Below are 16,494 nucleotides of genomic sequence, written 5' to 3'. Positions count from 1 at the left end.
AAGCAGGATGTGATATGCTTAGAACTTTTCTTCAACGCCGAGGCCGAATAAAGCGAAATCGTATTTTACGGGGTCAATGGGATCGAATTTGGATAGCTGAGCGCTTAACTCTACGGCGGTTTGCCAATCGGTTTGTTTTCTGCTGATTAATCCGAGTTTACGTGCTACGCGGTCTACGTGGACATCGCAGGGACAGATGAGATCAGCAGGTTTAATGGTGTTCCAGATGCCGAAATCTACGCCTTTGTTGTCCTTTCTTACCATCCAGCGTAAAAACATGTTCAGACGCTTGCAGGTGGATTTTTGTAAGGGTGAAGAGACATGTTTAATGGTTCTTCTTGGAAAATCAGGAAGACTGAAGAAATAGGACCTGAAATGATTTAGGGCCCTTTCTGCCGGGGGGATCTGCTCAAATTCAGCGAGCATACAGGCGGAGGAAGCATACTTTTTTTTGGCCCTTGAGGTTTTTTCCGTCAGGTATTCTTCTCTGAAGATTGGTTCGGGAGCTAAAAAGGCGGCTTCGAGACTATCTGATTGTTCGTAATGGTGCTTGAAGAAAGACACGAAGTACAACAAATCGGTGTCGTTGAAGGTACGGTGTTTGAAATTTAACAGGCGCTTCAGGTCGTCATCGCTATGGTTCAACATGAAGTCGTAGGGCTCATTATCCATTCGCTGGAAGAGCTCTGTACATTTGTTAATGATCGTTTTGCGTTGCCCCCAAGCTAAAATTGCCGCAAAGAATGCGGCAATTTCAACGTCTTGTTTTTTAGAAAAACGATGTGGAATGCAAATCGGATCATTGGTGATGAAGTTGGGCCGGTTGTATTGTTCAACTTTGTGGTCCAAAAAATCTTTAAGTTCCAGGAATTCCAATGTTTGTTATTTTAAAGCTTGTTCTAAATCTGCGATTAAATCATCAATGTCTTCAACACCTACACTTAGGCGTAAAAGGTTATCTGTAACGCCTACCTTTTCACGTTCTTCTTTAGGGATAGAACCATGTGTCATGCTTACCGGGTGATTGATCAGGGATTCTACGCCACCTAAAGATTCCGCAAGTGTAAACACTTTGAAGGAAGAAGCTACCCTGAAAGTTTCCTGAAGATCAGCATCTTTTAAAGTGATGGAAACCATACCTCCGAAGCCACGCATTTGCTTTTTAGCGATGTCGTGGTTAGGATGATCTTCAAAACCAGGCCAGTAGATCTTATCTACTTTTGGATGGGTTTTAAGGAAACGGGCAACTTTCTCGCCATTTTCACAATGGGCTTTCATGCGTAAATGAAGGGTTTTGATTCCTCTAAGTACCAAAAAGGCATCCTGAGGTCCCGGAGTAGCACCACAGGCATTATAGATAAACCAAAGGTCTTTGTATAACTGATCGTCATTTACCAATAAAGCACCCATTACGACGTCAGAGTGACCTCCGATGTATTTGGTTACGGAATGCATTACGATATCAGCACCAAGGTCAATAGGGTTTTGCAGGTAAGGAGAAGCAAAGGTATTGTCTACAGTAAGGATCAGTTTACGCTCTTTTGTAATTTTAGCAATCCCTTCGATGTCAATGATCTGCATCGTTGGGTTTGTAGGGGTTTCAATCCATACCAACTTTGTTTTATCATTGATATAAGGCAACATGTTCTCTGGTTTTGACAAATCCAGGAAATGGAATTTAATGCCGTATTTCGCGTATACTTTCGTGAAGATGCGATAAGAACCTCCGTAAAGATCATTACCGGTGATAACCTCATCTCCTGGTTGTAACAACCTCAAAACAGTGTCTGTAGCACCCATCCCGCTGGAGAAAGCTAAACCATGTTTTGCATTTTCCAAAGCGGCAAGGCAAGCCTCTAAAGCTTTACGGGTAGGGTTTGTTCCTCTGGAATATTCGAAACCCTGGTGGTCACCAGGAGATTTCTGCCAATAGGTAGAGGTTTGATATATGGGAGTCATTACTGCTCCGGTAGATGGGTCAGGTTCCTGACCGGCATGTATTGCTTTCGTTGCGAACTTCATATGTTATTATTTTGCTCTATTTCTGCTTTAAACTGATATCCAAGGCGTTTGCCTGTAGGGAATCCGCTTGCAGCCAACATGGATTGTTTTTGATTTAAAGTTACGTCTTTTATTTGCGCAAATGGAGGGATTAGCAGATCGGAATCCAAACAGAACAAAATTGACCTTTCTATGATGTCGGTCAGCTTTTCTTCTGTAACCAGGTTATTGGCAATGTCCTGATAAAGGAAATCCAATGCGCCCTCTCCTTCTACCATAAAGTGTTTGTCTTTATTGATCAGGATGCGCGCGATCAGAGAACCCTGATCTGCCAGCCGGTTGTACCTAATGGAATCCGCCAGGAAATTGTGGATATAAATAATACCGCAATAACTCAAATAGGGATCATCCTTGATGTATTTCGTTTGAAATATAGAATGAGTCGGTTCAAAGTTAAAGATATTGCTATGCATCGATACCATGAGCATGTCACCGGAAAACTTCAGCTGTGCTTCAAACTTATTGTTCTCTTTGTAATCAATTTCTACAGAACTGTCCTTCGCACCGTAATCATGTTTCAGTCGCCCGGCAGTCTTTGACAATTGCTTTTTTAACTGCTCAAAAATTTCTGTTGTATTCCTGTAAATGGCTTGTTTTAAAGAAGCCTTACACTCAAATTCTTTAAGTATTTTACCGTAGTTTTCCGTATCCATTCCGTGTCTTTTTATTTAAAGCATACTAATGCTCCAATCAATATTAATAAGCTCTGGCGAATAAAACCCTTTGCTTAGATGGTTTTCCAGAATAGATACAAACACCATCTTCCAGCTTATTGTTTAAAGGAATGCACCTGATGGTTGCTTTTGTCTCTTCTTTAATCTTTTGCTCTGTTTCAGGCGTTCCATCCCAATGCGCAGAAATGAATCCGGCTTTGCCATCCAGCAATTCTTTAAACTCATCATAAGAGTTTGCGTCTGTGGTATGATCGGTTCTGAATGCAGCTGCTTTATTGTAAATATTAGCCTGAATTTCTTCCAGTAACTGAGCGATATGAATGTCAAGACCTTCCTGGATTACGGTTTGTTTCTCTCTTGTATCCCTGCGGGCAAGTTCAACAGTACCATTTTCCATATCTCTGCCACCAATTGCCAGACGAATCGGTACGCCTTTCAATTCGTATTCGGCAAACTTGAATCCCGGACGTTGTGTGTCACGGTCGTCATATTTTACAGAGATGCCCATCTTTTTCAATTTCGGCATGAGTTCATCCACAAAAGCAGAGATATTTTTAAGGTCTTCTTCTCCTTTATAGATCGGAACGATCACCACCTGGATAGGTGCTAATTTCGGAGGCAATACCAAACCGGCATCATCACTATGTGCCATGATCAAAGCACCCATTAAGCGTGTCGAAACACCCCATGAAGTCGCCCATACATGTTCGATTTTACCTTCTTTATTGGTAAATTTCACGTCAAATGCTTTCGCAAAGTTTTGACCTAAGAAGTGTGATGTTCCTGCCTGTAAAGCTTTTCCATCCTGCATCAAAGCCTCAATGCAATAAGTCTCTAAAGCACCTGCGAAACGCTCGTTTGGTGTTTTGATCCCTTTAACTACCGGAACAGCCATCCAGTTTTCTGCGAAATCTGCATAGACATCCAGCATTCTTTCCGTTTCTTCGACTGCTTCCTGAGCGGTAGAATGGGCAGTATGCCCTTCCTGCCAAAGGAATTCTGTGGTACGCAGGAATAAACGGGTACGCATTTCCCAACGTACTACGTTAGCCCATTGGTTAATCAGTAAAGGAAGGTCACGGTAAGATTGAATCCATCCTTTGTAAGTGTTCCAGATGATGGTTTCGGAAGTTGGTCTTACGATCAGTTCCTCTTCCAGTTTTGCGGTTTCATCTACGATAATGTTGCCGTTTCCGTCATTTTTAAGACGATAATGTGTCACAACTGCACATTCTGTCGCAAAGCCTTCTACATGGGACGCTTCCTTAGAAAAATATGACTTAGGAATGAATAAAGGAAAGTAAGCGTTACTGTGGCCTGTATCTTTAAATTTTTGGTCCAAAACCGCCTGTATCTTCTCCCAAATGGAGTATCCATAGGGTTTTATCACCATACACCCCTTTACAGAAGAATGCTCTGCAAGGTCAGCCTTTATAACAATGTCGTTATACCACTGGGAATAATCTTCGTTTTTACTTGTAATACCTTTGCTCATAACTATTTGGAACGTTTTTTGTGTAAGTTTGCTTGTAATGTAGGCTACAAATTTATAAATTTATACCTACAAAAAACGTGCACACACAAAGAAAACATATAGTTATGAAACCTAACCATTTATTCACCAGTATGCTGGCCCTGACAACAATTGTTGTTGCGTCCTGCTCTGCGCCAAGGTACGCGCAGCAAAGCACTCATGAGGATGATGTTTACGGCTCTACTGCAAAGGCGCAGATCTATACGCCGCAGGAAAGACCAAGAACACAGGCACCTCAGGACGATTACGATCAAAGTGACGAATACTATGGCACCAGTGATCCGTATTATGACATGGATTACTCTTCCCGTATCAACAGATTCTCTTACTCCAGCCCATGGAGATCATACTACGATCCATATTTTGACAACGGATATTATGGCCACGGCAACGGATATGGCTATAACGGCTTCTCTTTAGGCCTTAGCTTCGGTTCATTATGGAATTCTCCATATTATGGATGGGGCAATTATTATTCTCCTTTTGGCTATAACCCATGGGGATGGAATAGCTATTATGGCGGAGGCTACGGAGGTGGTTATTATGGTGGCGGATACTATGGAGGTGGCTACGGAGGCGGTTATTACGGCGGTGGATACATTGGCGGCGGAACCTATACCGGCAGAACAACCAATGCCCCAAGAGCTACAAGATCGTATGGAGATGGAGCAAGATCATCTTACGGTGGCAGAGGATCATCAGGAGGAACGGTAAGGACTGACTTTAACGGAAATGTCATTTCCAGAGGAGGCAGAGCGGAAGCTTATGCACCTAACAGGGAAGCAAACAGAGCCGCTGGCAGAGTTGCCAGAGAAAACGTCAGATCATCACGTGGAGAAAGCTCAAGAACGGACAATCAGGGCTACAACCCACCACGTCAGGAAAGATCCAGCCGTGGAGAAAGCTACAGACCAGAACCTCAACAAAACAGGCCAACTTATACTCCCCCACCATCACGTGGAGGTAATGAAGGTGGAGGTAGCGGCAGGTCTTCAGGTGAAAGCGGCGGCGGTGGCAGATCATCGAGAGCAGGAAGAGGCTAACCAAATCAAATATTTTATTATTCAGACATACAAATTGAAACGATGATCAGCATGCTATTTGCAAGTTGCATGCTGATCATCGCTTCATAACCGTAAAAAAATATTCTCCAATGAAAAAACTGATACTATCTTTAGTAGCTACAGTAGCTACTGCAGGATCATTATATGCCCAATATACCCCTGATGCCCTTCGTTTTTCTCAAACAAATTACGGAAGCTCAGCCAGATTCAAAAGCATGGGCGGCGCACAAATCGGCGTAGGTGGAGACATGAGTTCTTTAGGAGGTAATCCTGCAGGCTTAGGTCTATTCACAAAATCAGAGTTTAGCCTGACACCGGAATTCAACATGGTGAAAGGAAAGGCCAGCTTTCTGGGTCAGACAACAGCAGCTTCAAAAGACAGGTTAAACCTCAATAACATCGGTGCTGTATTCTACAGCCCTACTTTTAAACCTAAAGGTCAGGATCCTACAAAAGGGGTCATCAGTGCAGTCTTTGGCGTAGGTTATAACCGCAACAATGATTTCACGGCTAACCATACTTATGAGAGTTCAAACGTACCAAACTCAGTAACCGATTATTTTACAGAAGAAGCAAACCGGTTCAAATCAGGATCAGCACTGGACGATAACACCATTGAAAGCATGGCTTTGGGACAGAAAATGATCGATTACAATGCACCCACAGACAAGTTCCTCTCAAATGTGGAATCAATTAGCAACCAGAAACAATCGGAAATCAGAACAGGATCTACCTCAGAACTGAACGTTGCAGGTGCATTAAATATCTCTAATCAATTCTATATCGGCGCAAGTATCGCTTTCGTAAATGTCCGTTACCTGAATGACCGTAATGTAAGCGAATCAGGATTCAACGATACCTATTCTTCTAAATATGACCTGAGCTATAATGTGAGTTCAGAGGTTAAAGGTTCTGGTATCAATGGCCGTCTGGGCTTAATTTACAGACCGGAAACCAACTTACGTTTAGGGGTAACTTTCCAAACACCGACCTGGTTGTACTTTGACGATGTGGAATCGACCAACTTAAACTCGAAACTATATGCGGGAACAATGCCTGGAATTTATTCGAATCCAACAGCAACTTCAAGCCTTACGTATCAATTGCGTACGCCCTTAAAAGGTTCATTTGGTGCCAGCTATGTGATTGCAAACAAAGCCCTGATTTCAGCAGATATCGACTATATCGATTACAGCACAATGCATTACTCTTTAGATCAGGACAACAACCAGGGCGCTATAAACAGAGCAAATCAAACGATAAAGGAAAACTACAAAGAGACCGTGAACTATAGAATAGGTGCGGAATATAAAGTAGATAACGCTTTTAGCCTTAGAGCAGGTTACGGTAACAATGGCAGCGCGCTAAAAAATGATAAGGACAATTATTTCGCCACCAAAATATACACCGGAGGTTTAGGTTACCGCATCAATAACTATTACTTTGACCTTGCTTACCAACGTGTTGAAAATAATGTAGACCTGAGCGGTTATTACTTAAATAACGAATCGGAACCTGTTGCAAATATTAAAGTAGCAAGAAACAATGTTTTCTTAACTTTTGGCGTGAGGTTTTAATCAAACATAAAAAAAGGAAGTAGCTTACTTCCTTTTTTTATGCCCTTATTTTTTATTTGAACAATCTGGTTATTTGAACAATCCGGCAAACCGCTCCAGCTTCTTTTCTACTTCCGGATCTTTAATCAGTTCCGGTGCATGATGCGGCTTCTTACGTGCATCAATGATCACAGGACCAGTGCAGCCCCAATGTTTATGTTCCGTAAAAGCACCAATTCCGTGAATATCCGAAGCAGGGTTACTCCGGGTAAAAGTAATCCAGACCAGGTTGTTTATCGTCTCAGCAGCAAATATACTGTCATCACATAAAACGATTAAAGCAATTCCCTCCAGATTTTGCCCCTTTAAGTGTTGATTTAAAGATGCCACTTCCCCGTTCGCCTGATCCTGACTTCCATAAGGAAGCCCCTGAATCGTCAATACCCCCGGAATCGCAACCTGTGCGTCTTTAAAGGATTCAGGAAGACTGAATCCGGATGGAAGCTGGGCAGATAAGGTTCTGCGTTGATCTCCCGCCGCAGCGAACACCACTTTAGAACCACTGTTTAAGCCATCACCACTATAATCTAAGGTATCAATCGTCGTATTCGTATGGAAATGCAGGTCGGTCCGGAAATCTATCCTGCTCAACACATGCTGCATAAAAGCAGAAATATCGTGCGTATCTAAAGTTTCATCATCTTCCCTGGCGGCAATAAAAAGGTATTTTGCCAGACTCAGTTGGTTCTTACCCAGGATATGATTCGCAATGGTCAGGATTTCCTGGGGTCTGCGTTCTTTAAGAAATGGGGTATAACGCTCACTTCCAATCGCAAATAGTAAAGGGTGTACCCCTGCCGCATCTACTGCATTCAGTTCTTTTAATCCGTGAATTTCTTTCGGCAATGCCGATCCTGCAATTTCATGAATCAGTGCACCAAAACTGGTATCCTCCTGGGGAGGTCTTCCAACCACGGTAAACGACCAGATGGCATCCTTGCGGTGGTACACGTTATGAACCTTCATCAATGGAAAAGGATGCGTCAGGCTATAATAGCCCAGGTGGTCTCCAAAAGGACCTTCAGGTTTGTTTTCCTGAGGATAAACAGTCCCTGTGATGACAAAATCAGCATCTGCAGAAATACAGAAGCCTTCTTCATCATAGAAATACCGGAACCTTCTGTTCCCCAGGGCACCGGCAAAAGTCATTTCTGACAACCCTTCCGGCAATGGCATGACTGCTGCCAGCGGATGAGATGGCGGCCCGCCCACAAAGATGCTCACCTTTAAAGGCTGCCCCTTAGCGTTGGCCTTAGACTGATGCACGCCTATTCCTCTGTGGATCTGGTAATGCAATCCAATCTCTTTATCTTTTATATAATCATTGCCGGCAAGCTGGATGCGGTACATACCCAGATTGGCATTCATGATTCCCGGTTTATCAATATCTTCAGTATACACCTGTGGCATGGTGATAAATGGGCCACCATCCATAGGCCAGTTCACGATCTGTGGCAAGGCACTGATCGTTGTTTTGCTAAACGTAGATTTAAAGGTTTGCTTTAAGGGCAAAGCAGTTAATGCAGTGAAACCTATCCCCGGAAGCTTCAAAGGGTTCTTCAGGACCTTCATCGGGTCATTCCTCAGTCCGACCAGCTGCTCTACCTTATCCAGACTATCCCTGAACATAAACTTAGCGCGCTCCAAGGTGCCAAACAAATTGGACACTGCCGGAAAAGGACTTCCCTTAACCTTTTCAAACAACAAGGCAGGTCCCTGTTGTTCGTACACCCTTAAATGAATGGCAGCCATCTCCAGATATGGATCTACTTCTTCTTTAATCCTGATTAAATGGCCGTGCTTCTCTAAATCGGCAACACATTCTGCTAAACTTTTATATCCCATTACGCGCCAAAGATATTAAACAATTGTTGTTTGACATACAGCCATTAAATAGAAAAGACCACACATAAATGCATGGTCTTTATCATTGGAGGGAAGTTCTTCTATTTTTTACCGGCAAACGAACGCAACATCCAGGTGTTTTTTTCCTTGAACTGCATAAATCTGTTCACCATATCATTGGAACCATCGTCGCCGGCCGCATCGGTTGCATCTAATAATTCTCTTTCTATTTGTATCAGCTGAGACATATCGTCGAGAACGGCATCCACCATATCCAAATCCTTCATTCCGATTGTATCTGCTTCTTTAATGACTGATTCTTTGATGTAATCTGAAAAACGGCTGTGCGGTGCCTTTCCTAAGGTCAGTACGCGCTCGGCAATTTCATCTATAGTTAACTGGGCATTGGTATATAACTCTTCGAATTTGAGGTGCAGGGTGAAAAAGTTCTGACCTTTGACATTCCAGTGACAGCCTCTTAATTTCTGGTAATGCATATGATAATTAGCCAGATAGTCGTTCAACATATCTACTACCGGCTTTACTTTCTTCTCATTTAAACTGATTTCTTTTGCGTCCATGGTATATATTTTTTTATTTTGTTCTGATCATAGGGATCGCATATATAACAATAGGGGGTATAAATGGTTTTGAAAATTGTTATTTTGACGTACAATACCACTTTGGAATGAGCGTTTAATATTCAAAATTCCCGCTTTCTTTTATTATTCGTATAATTGCTCATTAAATTTAACAGGACATTAATGTATAAATATTATATAGTATCGTTATTTGCAGTGGTTTTAAACCTATCTGCTGCCAGTGCGAATACCAACACAAGGGATTCTATAGGCGTAGAAAACCGCAACGGCAAAAAGCTAATCATCCATCAGGTAATAGCCAAAGACACTTATTATTCTATCGGAAGAAGGTACAGTGTGACTCCCAAAGACATCATGACTTTCAATGACAACAAGTTCTTACAGATTGGTGTGGTCATTAAAGTACCTACCAATGTTCCTTTCGTTTCGGAACAAGCTCCGGGAAGAACAACGGCTTCCGGTAAAACAAGCCCTACTGTTCAAAGCAATACCTCCAACAGCAGTGTAAATGAGGCAGCAGAAGGTGGTCTGATCGAACATACGGTCCAGAAGAAAGAAAACCTGAATATGCTTGCTGAAAAGTATGGCACCACGGTAAATGAGATCAAAAGGGTCAATAACATGAGGTCAATAAACCTGCAAATCGGCCAATTATTAAAAATCCCTGCTAAAAATGCAGTAGAAGAACAACCTGCAGAAACCCTAAGCACCACGAAACCGAATACCCCGGCTGTCGTAGCTCAACAGAACCCTCCAATAGAAACTAAGAAAAAAGAAGATGTTCTGGTTCCTATTTTCCCTAAAAAACAACCAGTTAATCCTGCCCAAAACACAGCAAATCAAACCAGTCCGGCACAAACCACACCAACCAACACCGAAGCTTCTTCTGAGGAACTTCTGGTCCATACTGTTGCCTCCAATGAAACGATATATTCCATTGCCACGACCTATAAGATGACAATGGATCAGCTAAAAGCAAAAAACGGACTCATCAACAACTCACTAACTGTGGGTCAGAAATTATTAATCAGAGGTCAGTATCCGCCAAAACCGCTACCTTCAGCACACAATGAGGTGGAAAATCCTGCGGATACTTTAAATTCTATAAAAAATCCTTCGTTAAGGTTGCCGGCCAGCAGATATGGCCTCAACCAAATGGACGAAAAAGGAACAGGAATCTGGATCGCTGATCCGGATCTTGACCCCTCAAAAATGCTGGTATTACACCGCACTGCACCTATTGGAACAGTGATGAAAATCACCAATCCAATGAGCAACAGATCGACCTTCGCAAAGGTTGTTGGTAAATTTACAGAGAATGAGTCCACAAAAGATGTTATCATTGTAATGACTAAAGCTGTTGCTGATGCATTAGGGGCCTTAGACAAAAGATTTTTTTGTAATTTAACGTACGGTGGACAAGACAATGAACAATAAACCATTTATCATTGGTATTGCGGGGGGAAGTGGTTCCGGTAAAACCTTTTTTTTAAATTGTTTCTTACATCATTTTAAAAATGATGAGGTTACCCTGGTATCTCAGGATGACTATTACATTCCTGTGGGAGAAATGACTCAGGAAGAAAACAAACTTTATAATTTTGATTTACCTTCAACCATTGATAAAGAACAGTTCTTGTTCGATATTAAAAAACTGGTAAAGGGGGAAGTGATTTACAAAAAGGAATATAATTTCAATAATCCTTTGGCAGTAACTAAAATTCTGGAGATCAATCCTGCTCCTATTATTATTGTAGAAGGACTTTTTATTTTGCATTTTGAAGAGATCGCAGCCATGCTGGATCACCGCATTTTTGTAGAAGCGGAAAATGCAGTTGCCCTGGCAAGAAGAATCAAACGTGATGGAATGGAACGTGGATATTCTGAAGAAGATGTGACTTACAAATGGGTAAATCATGTGGTTCCGGCGTATCATGAATATTTATTGCCTTACAGAGAAAGTTGCGACAAGATCATTGTCAACAATTTCGATACTCCTGATGACATTATTAAAATCACAGATGAAATCTCTGCCGATTTAAAAGTAAAATACTGTAAACACAAACAAGAGGAATAAAAAAAGGGACGCAATTAGCGTCCCTTTTTCGTTTAAACAAGAAGCATTCCTCCTGCTCCTCTTTATCTTTAGTCAAAAATCATTTCCGGAACATCATCATCCGCAAACAATTTACCTGTAGTTGCTTGTCTGATATAGTCCACACTCACTCCCGGTGCCCTTTCGATCAGTTTAAAACCTCCACCCGGAAGTACATCCAATACTGCCAGTTCAGTTACAATCTTCTTGATACAATTCACCCCTGTAAGCGGCAACGTACATTTCGGCAAAAGCTTACTTTCTCCCGCCTTATTTACATGCTGCATGGCTACAATAATGTTCTTTGCAGAAGCGACAAGATCCATTGCGCCACCCATTCCTTTCACCATTTTCCCTGGGATCTTCCAGTTCGCGATATCTCCGTTCTCCGACACTTCCATTGCGCCTAATATAGTAAGGTCTATCTTCTGGCTTCTGATCATGCCAAAGCTCAATGCAGAGTCAAAGATCGAAGATCCCGGTAAGGTAGTAATCGTTTGTTTTCCCGCATTGATCAAATCTGCATCTTCTTCTCCTTCAAAAGGGAATGGTCCCATTCCCAGCAGTCCGTTTTCTGATTGCAATTCCACATTGATTCCTGCAGGAATATAATTGGCCACCAAGGTAGGAATACCGATCCCCAGGTTCACATAAAATCCGTCTTTGATTTCTCTTGCGATACGCTTCGCAATTCCGTCCTTATCCAACATACTAATAATTTATAGGATTAATTTTTTGTTCTAACTGTGCGCTGCTCAATTCTCTTCTCGTAATTGGCACCTTGAAATATGCGGTGAACGAATACACCAGGCGTATGAATGTGATCAGGATCAAGCTCCCCTGCTTCCACCAGCTCTTCTACTTCAGCAATCGTAATCTTTCCTGCCATCGCCATGACCGGATTAAAGTTCCTGCTCGTTGACCTGAAGATCAGGTTTCCTGCAGTATCTCCCTTCCAGGCTTTAACAATTGCAAAATCAGCATCAAAAGCATATTCCATCAGGTAGTCTTTACCATTAAAGTTTCGCACTTCCTTTCCTTCGGCCACTTCTGTACCTACCCCTGCCGGAGTAAAAATTGCAGGCATTCCATATCCGGAAGCCATGCACCTTGTTGCCAATGTTCCTTGCGGGATCAGCTCTACTTCCAACTCTCCGCTGAGTAACTGACGTTCAAATTCTGCATTTTCACCTACATAGGAAGAGATCATTTTCTTTACCTGACGCTTTTGTAACATCAGTCCGATTCCGAAATCATCTACGCCTGCATTGTTGGATATACATGTTAAATCTTTAACGCCTTTCTTTACCAGAGCGGTAATGCAATTTTCAGGAATACCGCACAGTCCAAAACCGCCGAGCATTAAGGTATTCCCATTCTCGATATCGCTGATGGCTTCATCAGCACCCGAAACTACTTTATTGATCATATATAAGGTTTTGCTACTAAATTATAGTATAAAATGTGTTCCAACAATTTATTTGGCTATTTCTATAATTTTATCATTGCTTCCGTTACTGCTTGCGATATAAACCTTCCCGTCCGGCGACTGGCAAATGGCCCTTAGCCGGCCAAAATCATTGACCAGAAAATCTTTCGCTTCTGTGATTTTATCGCCCGCAGGGTTCAAAACAAGCTGTGTCAGCTTAGAGGCCTTCAAACTCACGAGTAGCAAAGAATTTTTCCATTGGGGGATATAATCCGAGTTGTAATAAGAAATACCCGCAGTGGCGATGGTAGGCGTCCAGGCAAACAAAGGTTCCACCACGTTATTAATGGTACAAAAACCTTGCTCCGCCGAGGTATTACAAAAGCCCTCTACATTGGGCCAGCCATAATTCCTTCCTTTTACAATCAGGTTGATCTCATCGTCGCTATTCGCGCCATGTTCAGAAGAATAGATCTTATCGCCTACCTGGATTAATCCCTGAGGATTTCTATGTCCGAAGCTCCAGAGCGGACTCCCCGCATTCGGATTGTCCCCAGGAATGCTTCCATCCAGATTTAAACGCAGGATTTTTCCGGAAAGGGAATTGGTATTTTGTGCATTGGCAGAATTGCTGGCATCGCCGGTACTGATCATCAGTTTCTGATCTGAAGTAATCAGCAGCCTCGAGCCATTGTGAATGCTGGAAGCAGGAATCTGATCTATGATGGTGAGGGGAGCACTGAGCGCGCCGTTTGCATAATTAAAACGGACTACTTTTTCTCTGTAATTCGAGCCCGTCCCGTAGTTGTACACGACATAAACCCAGGGGTTGGTACTAAAATTGGGATGTAAAGCCATCCCCAGCAAGCCACCTTCACCAGTAGAAACTACTTCAGAAATGGTATGTAATAAGGTTACTTTTCCTGTTTGGGGGTCTACCCTGCTGATCCTTCCCGGTCTTTCCGTCATCCAGATCTGCTGATCAGGGCCATAAATCATCTCCCATGGATGAACCAGTCCGGAACTGACTACACGGGTTTTTAATTCCACATTTGGAAGCGGATTTCCATTTCCTCCGGATTTACTTTTCTTGCAGGCAGAAAAGCTAAGCAGAAGTGCAAAAGCACTGATGATCAATATTTTCATAGGACATTGCTTTTTATAAATATAACAGCAATGTCCTGATTATGTTTACTTAATTGAAATATACGTAAGTGATGCCATCGCCTCCTCTATCCGCATGTTCATCTTCTACCCGGTTCACCTGACTGTATTTTTTCAGGTACTCACGGATCAGCTTTCTTAGAATCCCATCTCCCTTTCCATGAATCAGCTTAATGAAAGGAAAGCCCAGCATGATCGATTTGTCCAGATATTTCTCCACCTCATGAAGCGCATTATCGCCACGCATCCCCCTAAGGTCCAGCTCTGCCGTAAAATTGCCAATCGCCTCAGAAATACTTCCGGTATAAGAGTTGTTCTGAATGGCTTTTTTAGCTTGCTTATTGCTGATTTTGTAGACCCTGTTTTTCTTTAACACAGAACGCAGATCACCTAAGGCCACTACCAAATTATCCCGGTTGATCTCTAAGACCTGTCCCGTGGTTTCGCTGTTATTCAGCTGCACCCAGTCGCCCACCTCAATAGGCGTATTTAACGGAACCGCAACCTCAGGTTTCTTTTCTTCTTTGACCTGATTCTGAACCAATACCTTTTGCAGGTTTTGGCGCAATTGCTTCGTTACGGTCTTATCGGCCTGGTTCTCTTTAATTTCGGCAATGGTATTTTCGACCAGCTTATTGGCGTTTTTGATGATCGCCTGCGCTTCCAGCTTCGCTTCCTTGATGAGCACTTTCTTGTTTTCATCTAAAAACAGTTTCAGTTTCTCATTTTCAGCAACGAGGTTTTTCACCTTGTTCTGTTGCGTAGACAAATGCAGTTTCGTATCGTAGATCTGCTTTTTTTCCCGTTCCAGGTCTACCAGCAAGCTGTCGATCCTGTTCTGGTTGGTTCCTGTTTTTGCTCTTGCCAGTTCCAGCACTTCTTTCTGAAGGCCGATATTCTGTGCAATCTCAAAAGCATAAGAACTTCCCGGTTTCCCGAGTTCCAATACATACAGCGGCTTCATCTTGTCGTTATCAAACAACATCGATGCATTTTCCAATCCCGGGGTATTGCCGGCAAAAAGCTTCAGGTTGGAATAGTGAGTGGTAATCACGCCCCTTACTTTCCTGTTGTTTAACACTTCCAGTACCGCTTCCGCCATCGGCCCTCCAAACTGAGGATCGGTCCCTGTTCCGAACTCATCGATCAGCACCAGTGTTTTCGGAGAAGCATGTGCTACGAAATAACGCATTTTCGTTAAGTGGGCACTATAGGTACTCAAATCACTCTCTATAGACTGATCATCACCGATATCGGCGAAGATATTTTCAAAAATCCCCACCTCACTTGATTCATGAACAGGAATCAGTAAACCCGATTGCACCATGAGCTGCAAGAGCCCTACGGTTTTCATACAGACCGACTTTCCTCCCGCATTTGGTCCGGAAACCAATACAATCCTAAGCTCCGGAGTGATGTGAATATTCAGCGGTACAACCGTCTTTTTATCTGCCTTAAAAGAAAGGTACAACAAAGGATGACGTGCATTGATCAGTTTGGTTTGTGCTTCCTTGATCAGCACCGGCATATCGGCTTCCACCTCTATGGCAAACAGGGCTTTTGCACGAACAAAATCCAGTTTCGTCAGGAATCCATGGTACGACAACAATAAAGGCGTATAAGGCCTCAAATCGGTGGTCAGCGCAATCAGGATCTTAATGATCTCCCGGCGTTTATCAAACTCCAGATCTCTCAGCTTATTATTTAGCGTAAAGACCTCTTCCGGCTCCATATACACCGTTTGCCCGCTGGCAGACTCATCATGGATGAAACCTTTCAGTTTTCTTTTATTCTCGGCAAGGATCGGGATACACATCCTTCCATCACGAATGGTCAGACTTCCATCTGCCACCCAGTTGTTGCCTACTGCCTGCTTAAAAATGGAATCCATCCGCTTGCGGACGTCCTGTTCTGCTTTGGAAATGTCGCCGATAATGGTCTGCAAAGTCGCAGATGCATTCGGCTTAATTTTTCCTTTAGGATCAAGAACAGTCTCAATTCTTTTCAGGATATTCTTCTCTACAGGAAGGTGTTCCAATAAGGCTTCCAGGTTGGGATAAACTTCTTTTCTTTCTTCAAAAAACCTGAGCACCGAAAATACGGTCTGCAGGGAGGCATACATTTGGTGCAATTCCTCTTCTACGAGGTACGTTCCTTCTACCTTAATCTTATCGGCAAGGCTTTTAATATCAAAAAAGGTACTGATTTGCAGGGGTTCCTGGTTTTCCAGGATACTTTTAAATTCATTGGTTTGTCGTAAAAACTTATTGATCTGGTCATACTTCGTCATGACCTGCATTTTATCGACCATCTGCTGTCCCATTGGGCTTAAGCAGTGTTTATGAATAAGTTGTCTGACCTCACTAAAACCCAAACGCTCTAAACAATTCTCCGGATATAACATACTTAT

At 42.6% G+C, this 16,494-nt stretch carries 14 protein-coding genes; 4 read left to right on the top strand and 10 right to left on the bottom strand.

The features are described from left to right. Positions 1–18 precede the first annotated feature (18 nt). Genes BLQ87_RS06880 through proS form a run of 4 tightly spaced genes read right to left on the bottom strand, consistent with a single transcriptional unit; the run spans position 19 to position 4,230 of the window. A complete protein-coding gene (locus BLQ87_RS06880) occupies positions 19–876 on the bottom strand; it encodes a TIGR02757 family protein (protein WP_074605389.1) in 858 nt (285 codons plus the stop codon). A gap of 6 nt (positions 877–882) precedes the next feature. Further along, a complete protein-coding gene (locus tag BLQ87_RS06875) occupies positions 883–2,022 on the bottom strand; it encodes a cystathionine gamma-synthase (RefSeq protein WP_074605388.1) in 1,140 nt (379 codons plus the stop codon). Next, positions 2,019–2,714: a hypothetical protein gene (locus tag BLQ87_RS06870; protein ID WP_074605387.1), complete on the bottom strand. Its 696-nt coding sequence runs from the start codon at positions 2,712–2,714 to the stop codon at positions 2,019–2,021. Before BLQ87_RS06870 ends, BLQ87_RS06875 begins: the two co-directional genes overlap by 4 nt. Before the next feature lie 43 nt (positions 2,715–2,757). After that, on the bottom strand, positions 2,758–4,230 hold the full coding sequence (gene proS / locus BLQ87_RS06865; RefSeq protein WP_074605386.1) for a proline--tRNA ligase: 1,473 nt from the start codon (positions 4,228–4,230) through the stop codon (positions 2,758–2,760). A 104-nt stretch (positions 4,231–4,334) separates the two neighbouring features. Between proS and BLQ87_RS33705 the strand changes: the two genes are divergently transcribed. Then, positions 4,335–5,312, top strand: a complete 978-nt coding sequence (locus BLQ87_RS33705; RefSeq protein ID WP_176832991.1) for a hypothetical protein — start codon at positions 4,335–4,337, stop codon at positions 5,310–5,312. Positions 5,313–5,422: 110 nt separating this feature from the next. Continuing rightward, the gene (locus BLQ87_RS06855) at positions 5,423–6,910 is read left to right on the top strand and encodes an OmpP1/FadL family transporter (protein ID WP_143010361.1); all 1,488 of its coding nucleotides are present in this window, start codon (positions 5,423–5,425) and stop codon (positions 6,908–6,910) included. A 69-nt stretch (positions 6,911–6,979) separates the two neighbouring features. Here the strand turns inward: BLQ87_RS06855 and BLQ87_RS06850 are convergent, their stop codons facing one another. Together BLQ87_RS06850 and BLQ87_RS06845 are read right to left on the bottom strand one after the other, a co-directional pair. Continuing rightward, positions 6,980–8,794, bottom strand: coding sequence for a UbiD family decarboxylase (locus tag BLQ87_RS06850; protein WP_074605383.1), 1,815 nt, complete (start codon positions 8,792–8,794; stop codon positions 6,980–6,982). 101 nt (positions 8,795–8,895) lie between these two features. Further along, the gene (locus BLQ87_RS06845; protein WP_074605382.1) at positions 8,896–9,375 is read right to left on the bottom strand and encodes a Dps family protein; all 480 of its coding nucleotides are present in this window, start codon (positions 9,373–9,375) and stop codon (positions 8,896–8,898) included. 183 nt (positions 9,376–9,558) lie between these two features. Between BLQ87_RS06845 and BLQ87_RS06840 the strand changes: the two genes are divergently transcribed. After that, on the top strand, positions 9,559–10,833 hold the full coding sequence (locus BLQ87_RS06840) for a LysM peptidoglycan-binding domain-containing protein (protein WP_074605381.1): 1,275 nt from the start codon (positions 9,559–9,561) through the stop codon (positions 10,831–10,833). Then, positions 10,823–11,473 (top strand): uridine kinase family protein, encoded by a 651-nt coding sequence (locus BLQ87_RS06835; protein ID WP_074605380.1) that lies wholly within the window; start codon positions 10,823–10,825, stop codon positions 11,471–11,473. The genes BLQ87_RS06840 and BLQ87_RS06835 overlap by 11 nt, the downstream gene beginning before the upstream one ends. A 68-nt stretch (positions 11,474–11,541) precedes the next feature. Here BLQ87_RS06835 and BLQ87_RS06830 read toward each other — a convergent pair whose 3' ends face one another. From BLQ87_RS06830 to BLQ87_RS06815, 4 genes are read right to left on the bottom strand one after another with little or no spacing between them, the layout of a single operon-like run. Next, entirely contained in the window at positions 11,542–12,201 is a 660-nt protein-coding gene (locus BLQ87_RS06830; RefSeq protein ID WP_074605379.1) for a 3-oxoacid CoA-transferase subunit B, read from the bottom strand. A 17-nt stretch (positions 12,202–12,218) separates the two neighbouring features. Further along, on the bottom strand, positions 12,219–12,920 hold the full coding sequence (locus BLQ87_RS06825; protein WP_074605378.1) for a CoA transferase subunit A: 702 nt from the start codon (positions 12,918–12,920) through the stop codon (positions 12,219–12,221). A 48-nt stretch (positions 12,921–12,968) separates the two neighbouring features. Next, positions 12,969–14,066, bottom strand: coding sequence for a PQQ-dependent sugar dehydrogenase (locus BLQ87_RS06820; RefSeq protein ID WP_074605377.1), 1,098 nt, complete (start codon positions 14,064–14,066; stop codon positions 12,969–12,971). 49 nt (positions 14,067–14,115) lie between these two features. After that, the gene (locus BLQ87_RS06815) at positions 14,116–16,488 is read right to left on the bottom strand and encodes an endonuclease MutS2 (protein ID WP_074605376.1); all 2,373 of its coding nucleotides are present in this window, start codon (positions 16,486–16,488) and stop codon (positions 14,116–14,118) included. Positions 16,489–16,494 lie beyond the last annotated feature (6 nt).

The organism is Pedobacter steynii, assembly GCF_900103665.1.
Classification (GTDB): Bacteria; Bacteroidota; Bacteroidia; order Sphingobacteriales; family Sphingobacteriaceae; genus Pedobacter; species Pedobacter steynii.
The sequence above is the reverse complement of the archived record's forward strand: the minus strand, read 5'-3'. Positions and strand labels throughout refer to the sequence as shown.

Coding starts and splice junctions, on each gene's coding strand:
- BLQ87_RS33705 (WP_176832991.1), top strand. CDS start 4,335: ATGAAACCTAACCATTTATTCACCAGTATGCTGGCCCTGACAACAATT.
- BLQ87_RS06815 (WP_074605376.1), bottom strand. CDS start 16,488: ATGTTATATCCGGAGAATTGTTTAGAGCGTTTGGGTTTTAGTGAGGTC.
- BLQ87_RS06875 (WP_074605388.1), bottom strand. CDS start 2,022: ATGAAGTTCGCAACGAAAGCAATACATGCCGGTCAGGAACCTGACCCA.
- BLQ87_RS06850 (WP_074605383.1), bottom strand. CDS start 8,794: ATGGGATATAAAAGTTTAGCAGAATGTGTTGCCGATTTAGAGAAGCAC.
- BLQ87_RS06825 (WP_074605378.1), bottom strand. CDS start 12,920: ATGATCAATAAAGTAGTTTCGGGTGCTGATGAAGCCATCAGCGATATC.
- proS (WP_074605386.1), bottom strand. CDS start 4,230: ATGAGCAAAGGTATTACAAGTAAAAACGAAGATTATTCCCAGTGGTAT.
- BLQ87_RS06820 (WP_074605377.1), bottom strand. CDS start 14,066: ATGAAAATATTGATCATCAGTGCTTTTGCACTTCTGCTTAGCTTTTCT.
- BLQ87_RS06870 (WP_074605387.1), bottom strand. CDS start 2,714: ATGGATACGGAAAACTACGGTAAAATACTTAAAGAATTTGAGTGTAAG.
- BLQ87_RS06835 (WP_074605380.1), top strand. CDS start 10,823: ATGAACAATAAACCATTTATCATTGGTATTGCGGGGGGAAGTGGTTCC.
- BLQ87_RS06840 (WP_074605381.1), top strand. CDS start 9,559: ATGTATAAATATTATATAGTATCGTTATTTGCAGTGGTTTTAAACCTA.
- BLQ87_RS06855 (WP_143010361.1), top strand. CDS start 5,423: ATGAAAAAACTGATACTATCTTTAGTAGCTACAGTAGCTACTGCAGGA.
- BLQ87_RS06845 (WP_074605382.1), bottom strand. CDS start 9,375: ATGGACGCAAAAGAAATCAGTTTAAATGAGAAGAAAGTAAAGCCGGTA.
- BLQ87_RS06830 (WP_074605379.1), bottom strand. CDS start 12,201: ATGTTGGATAAGGACGGAATTGCGAAGCGTATCGCAAGAGAAATCAAA.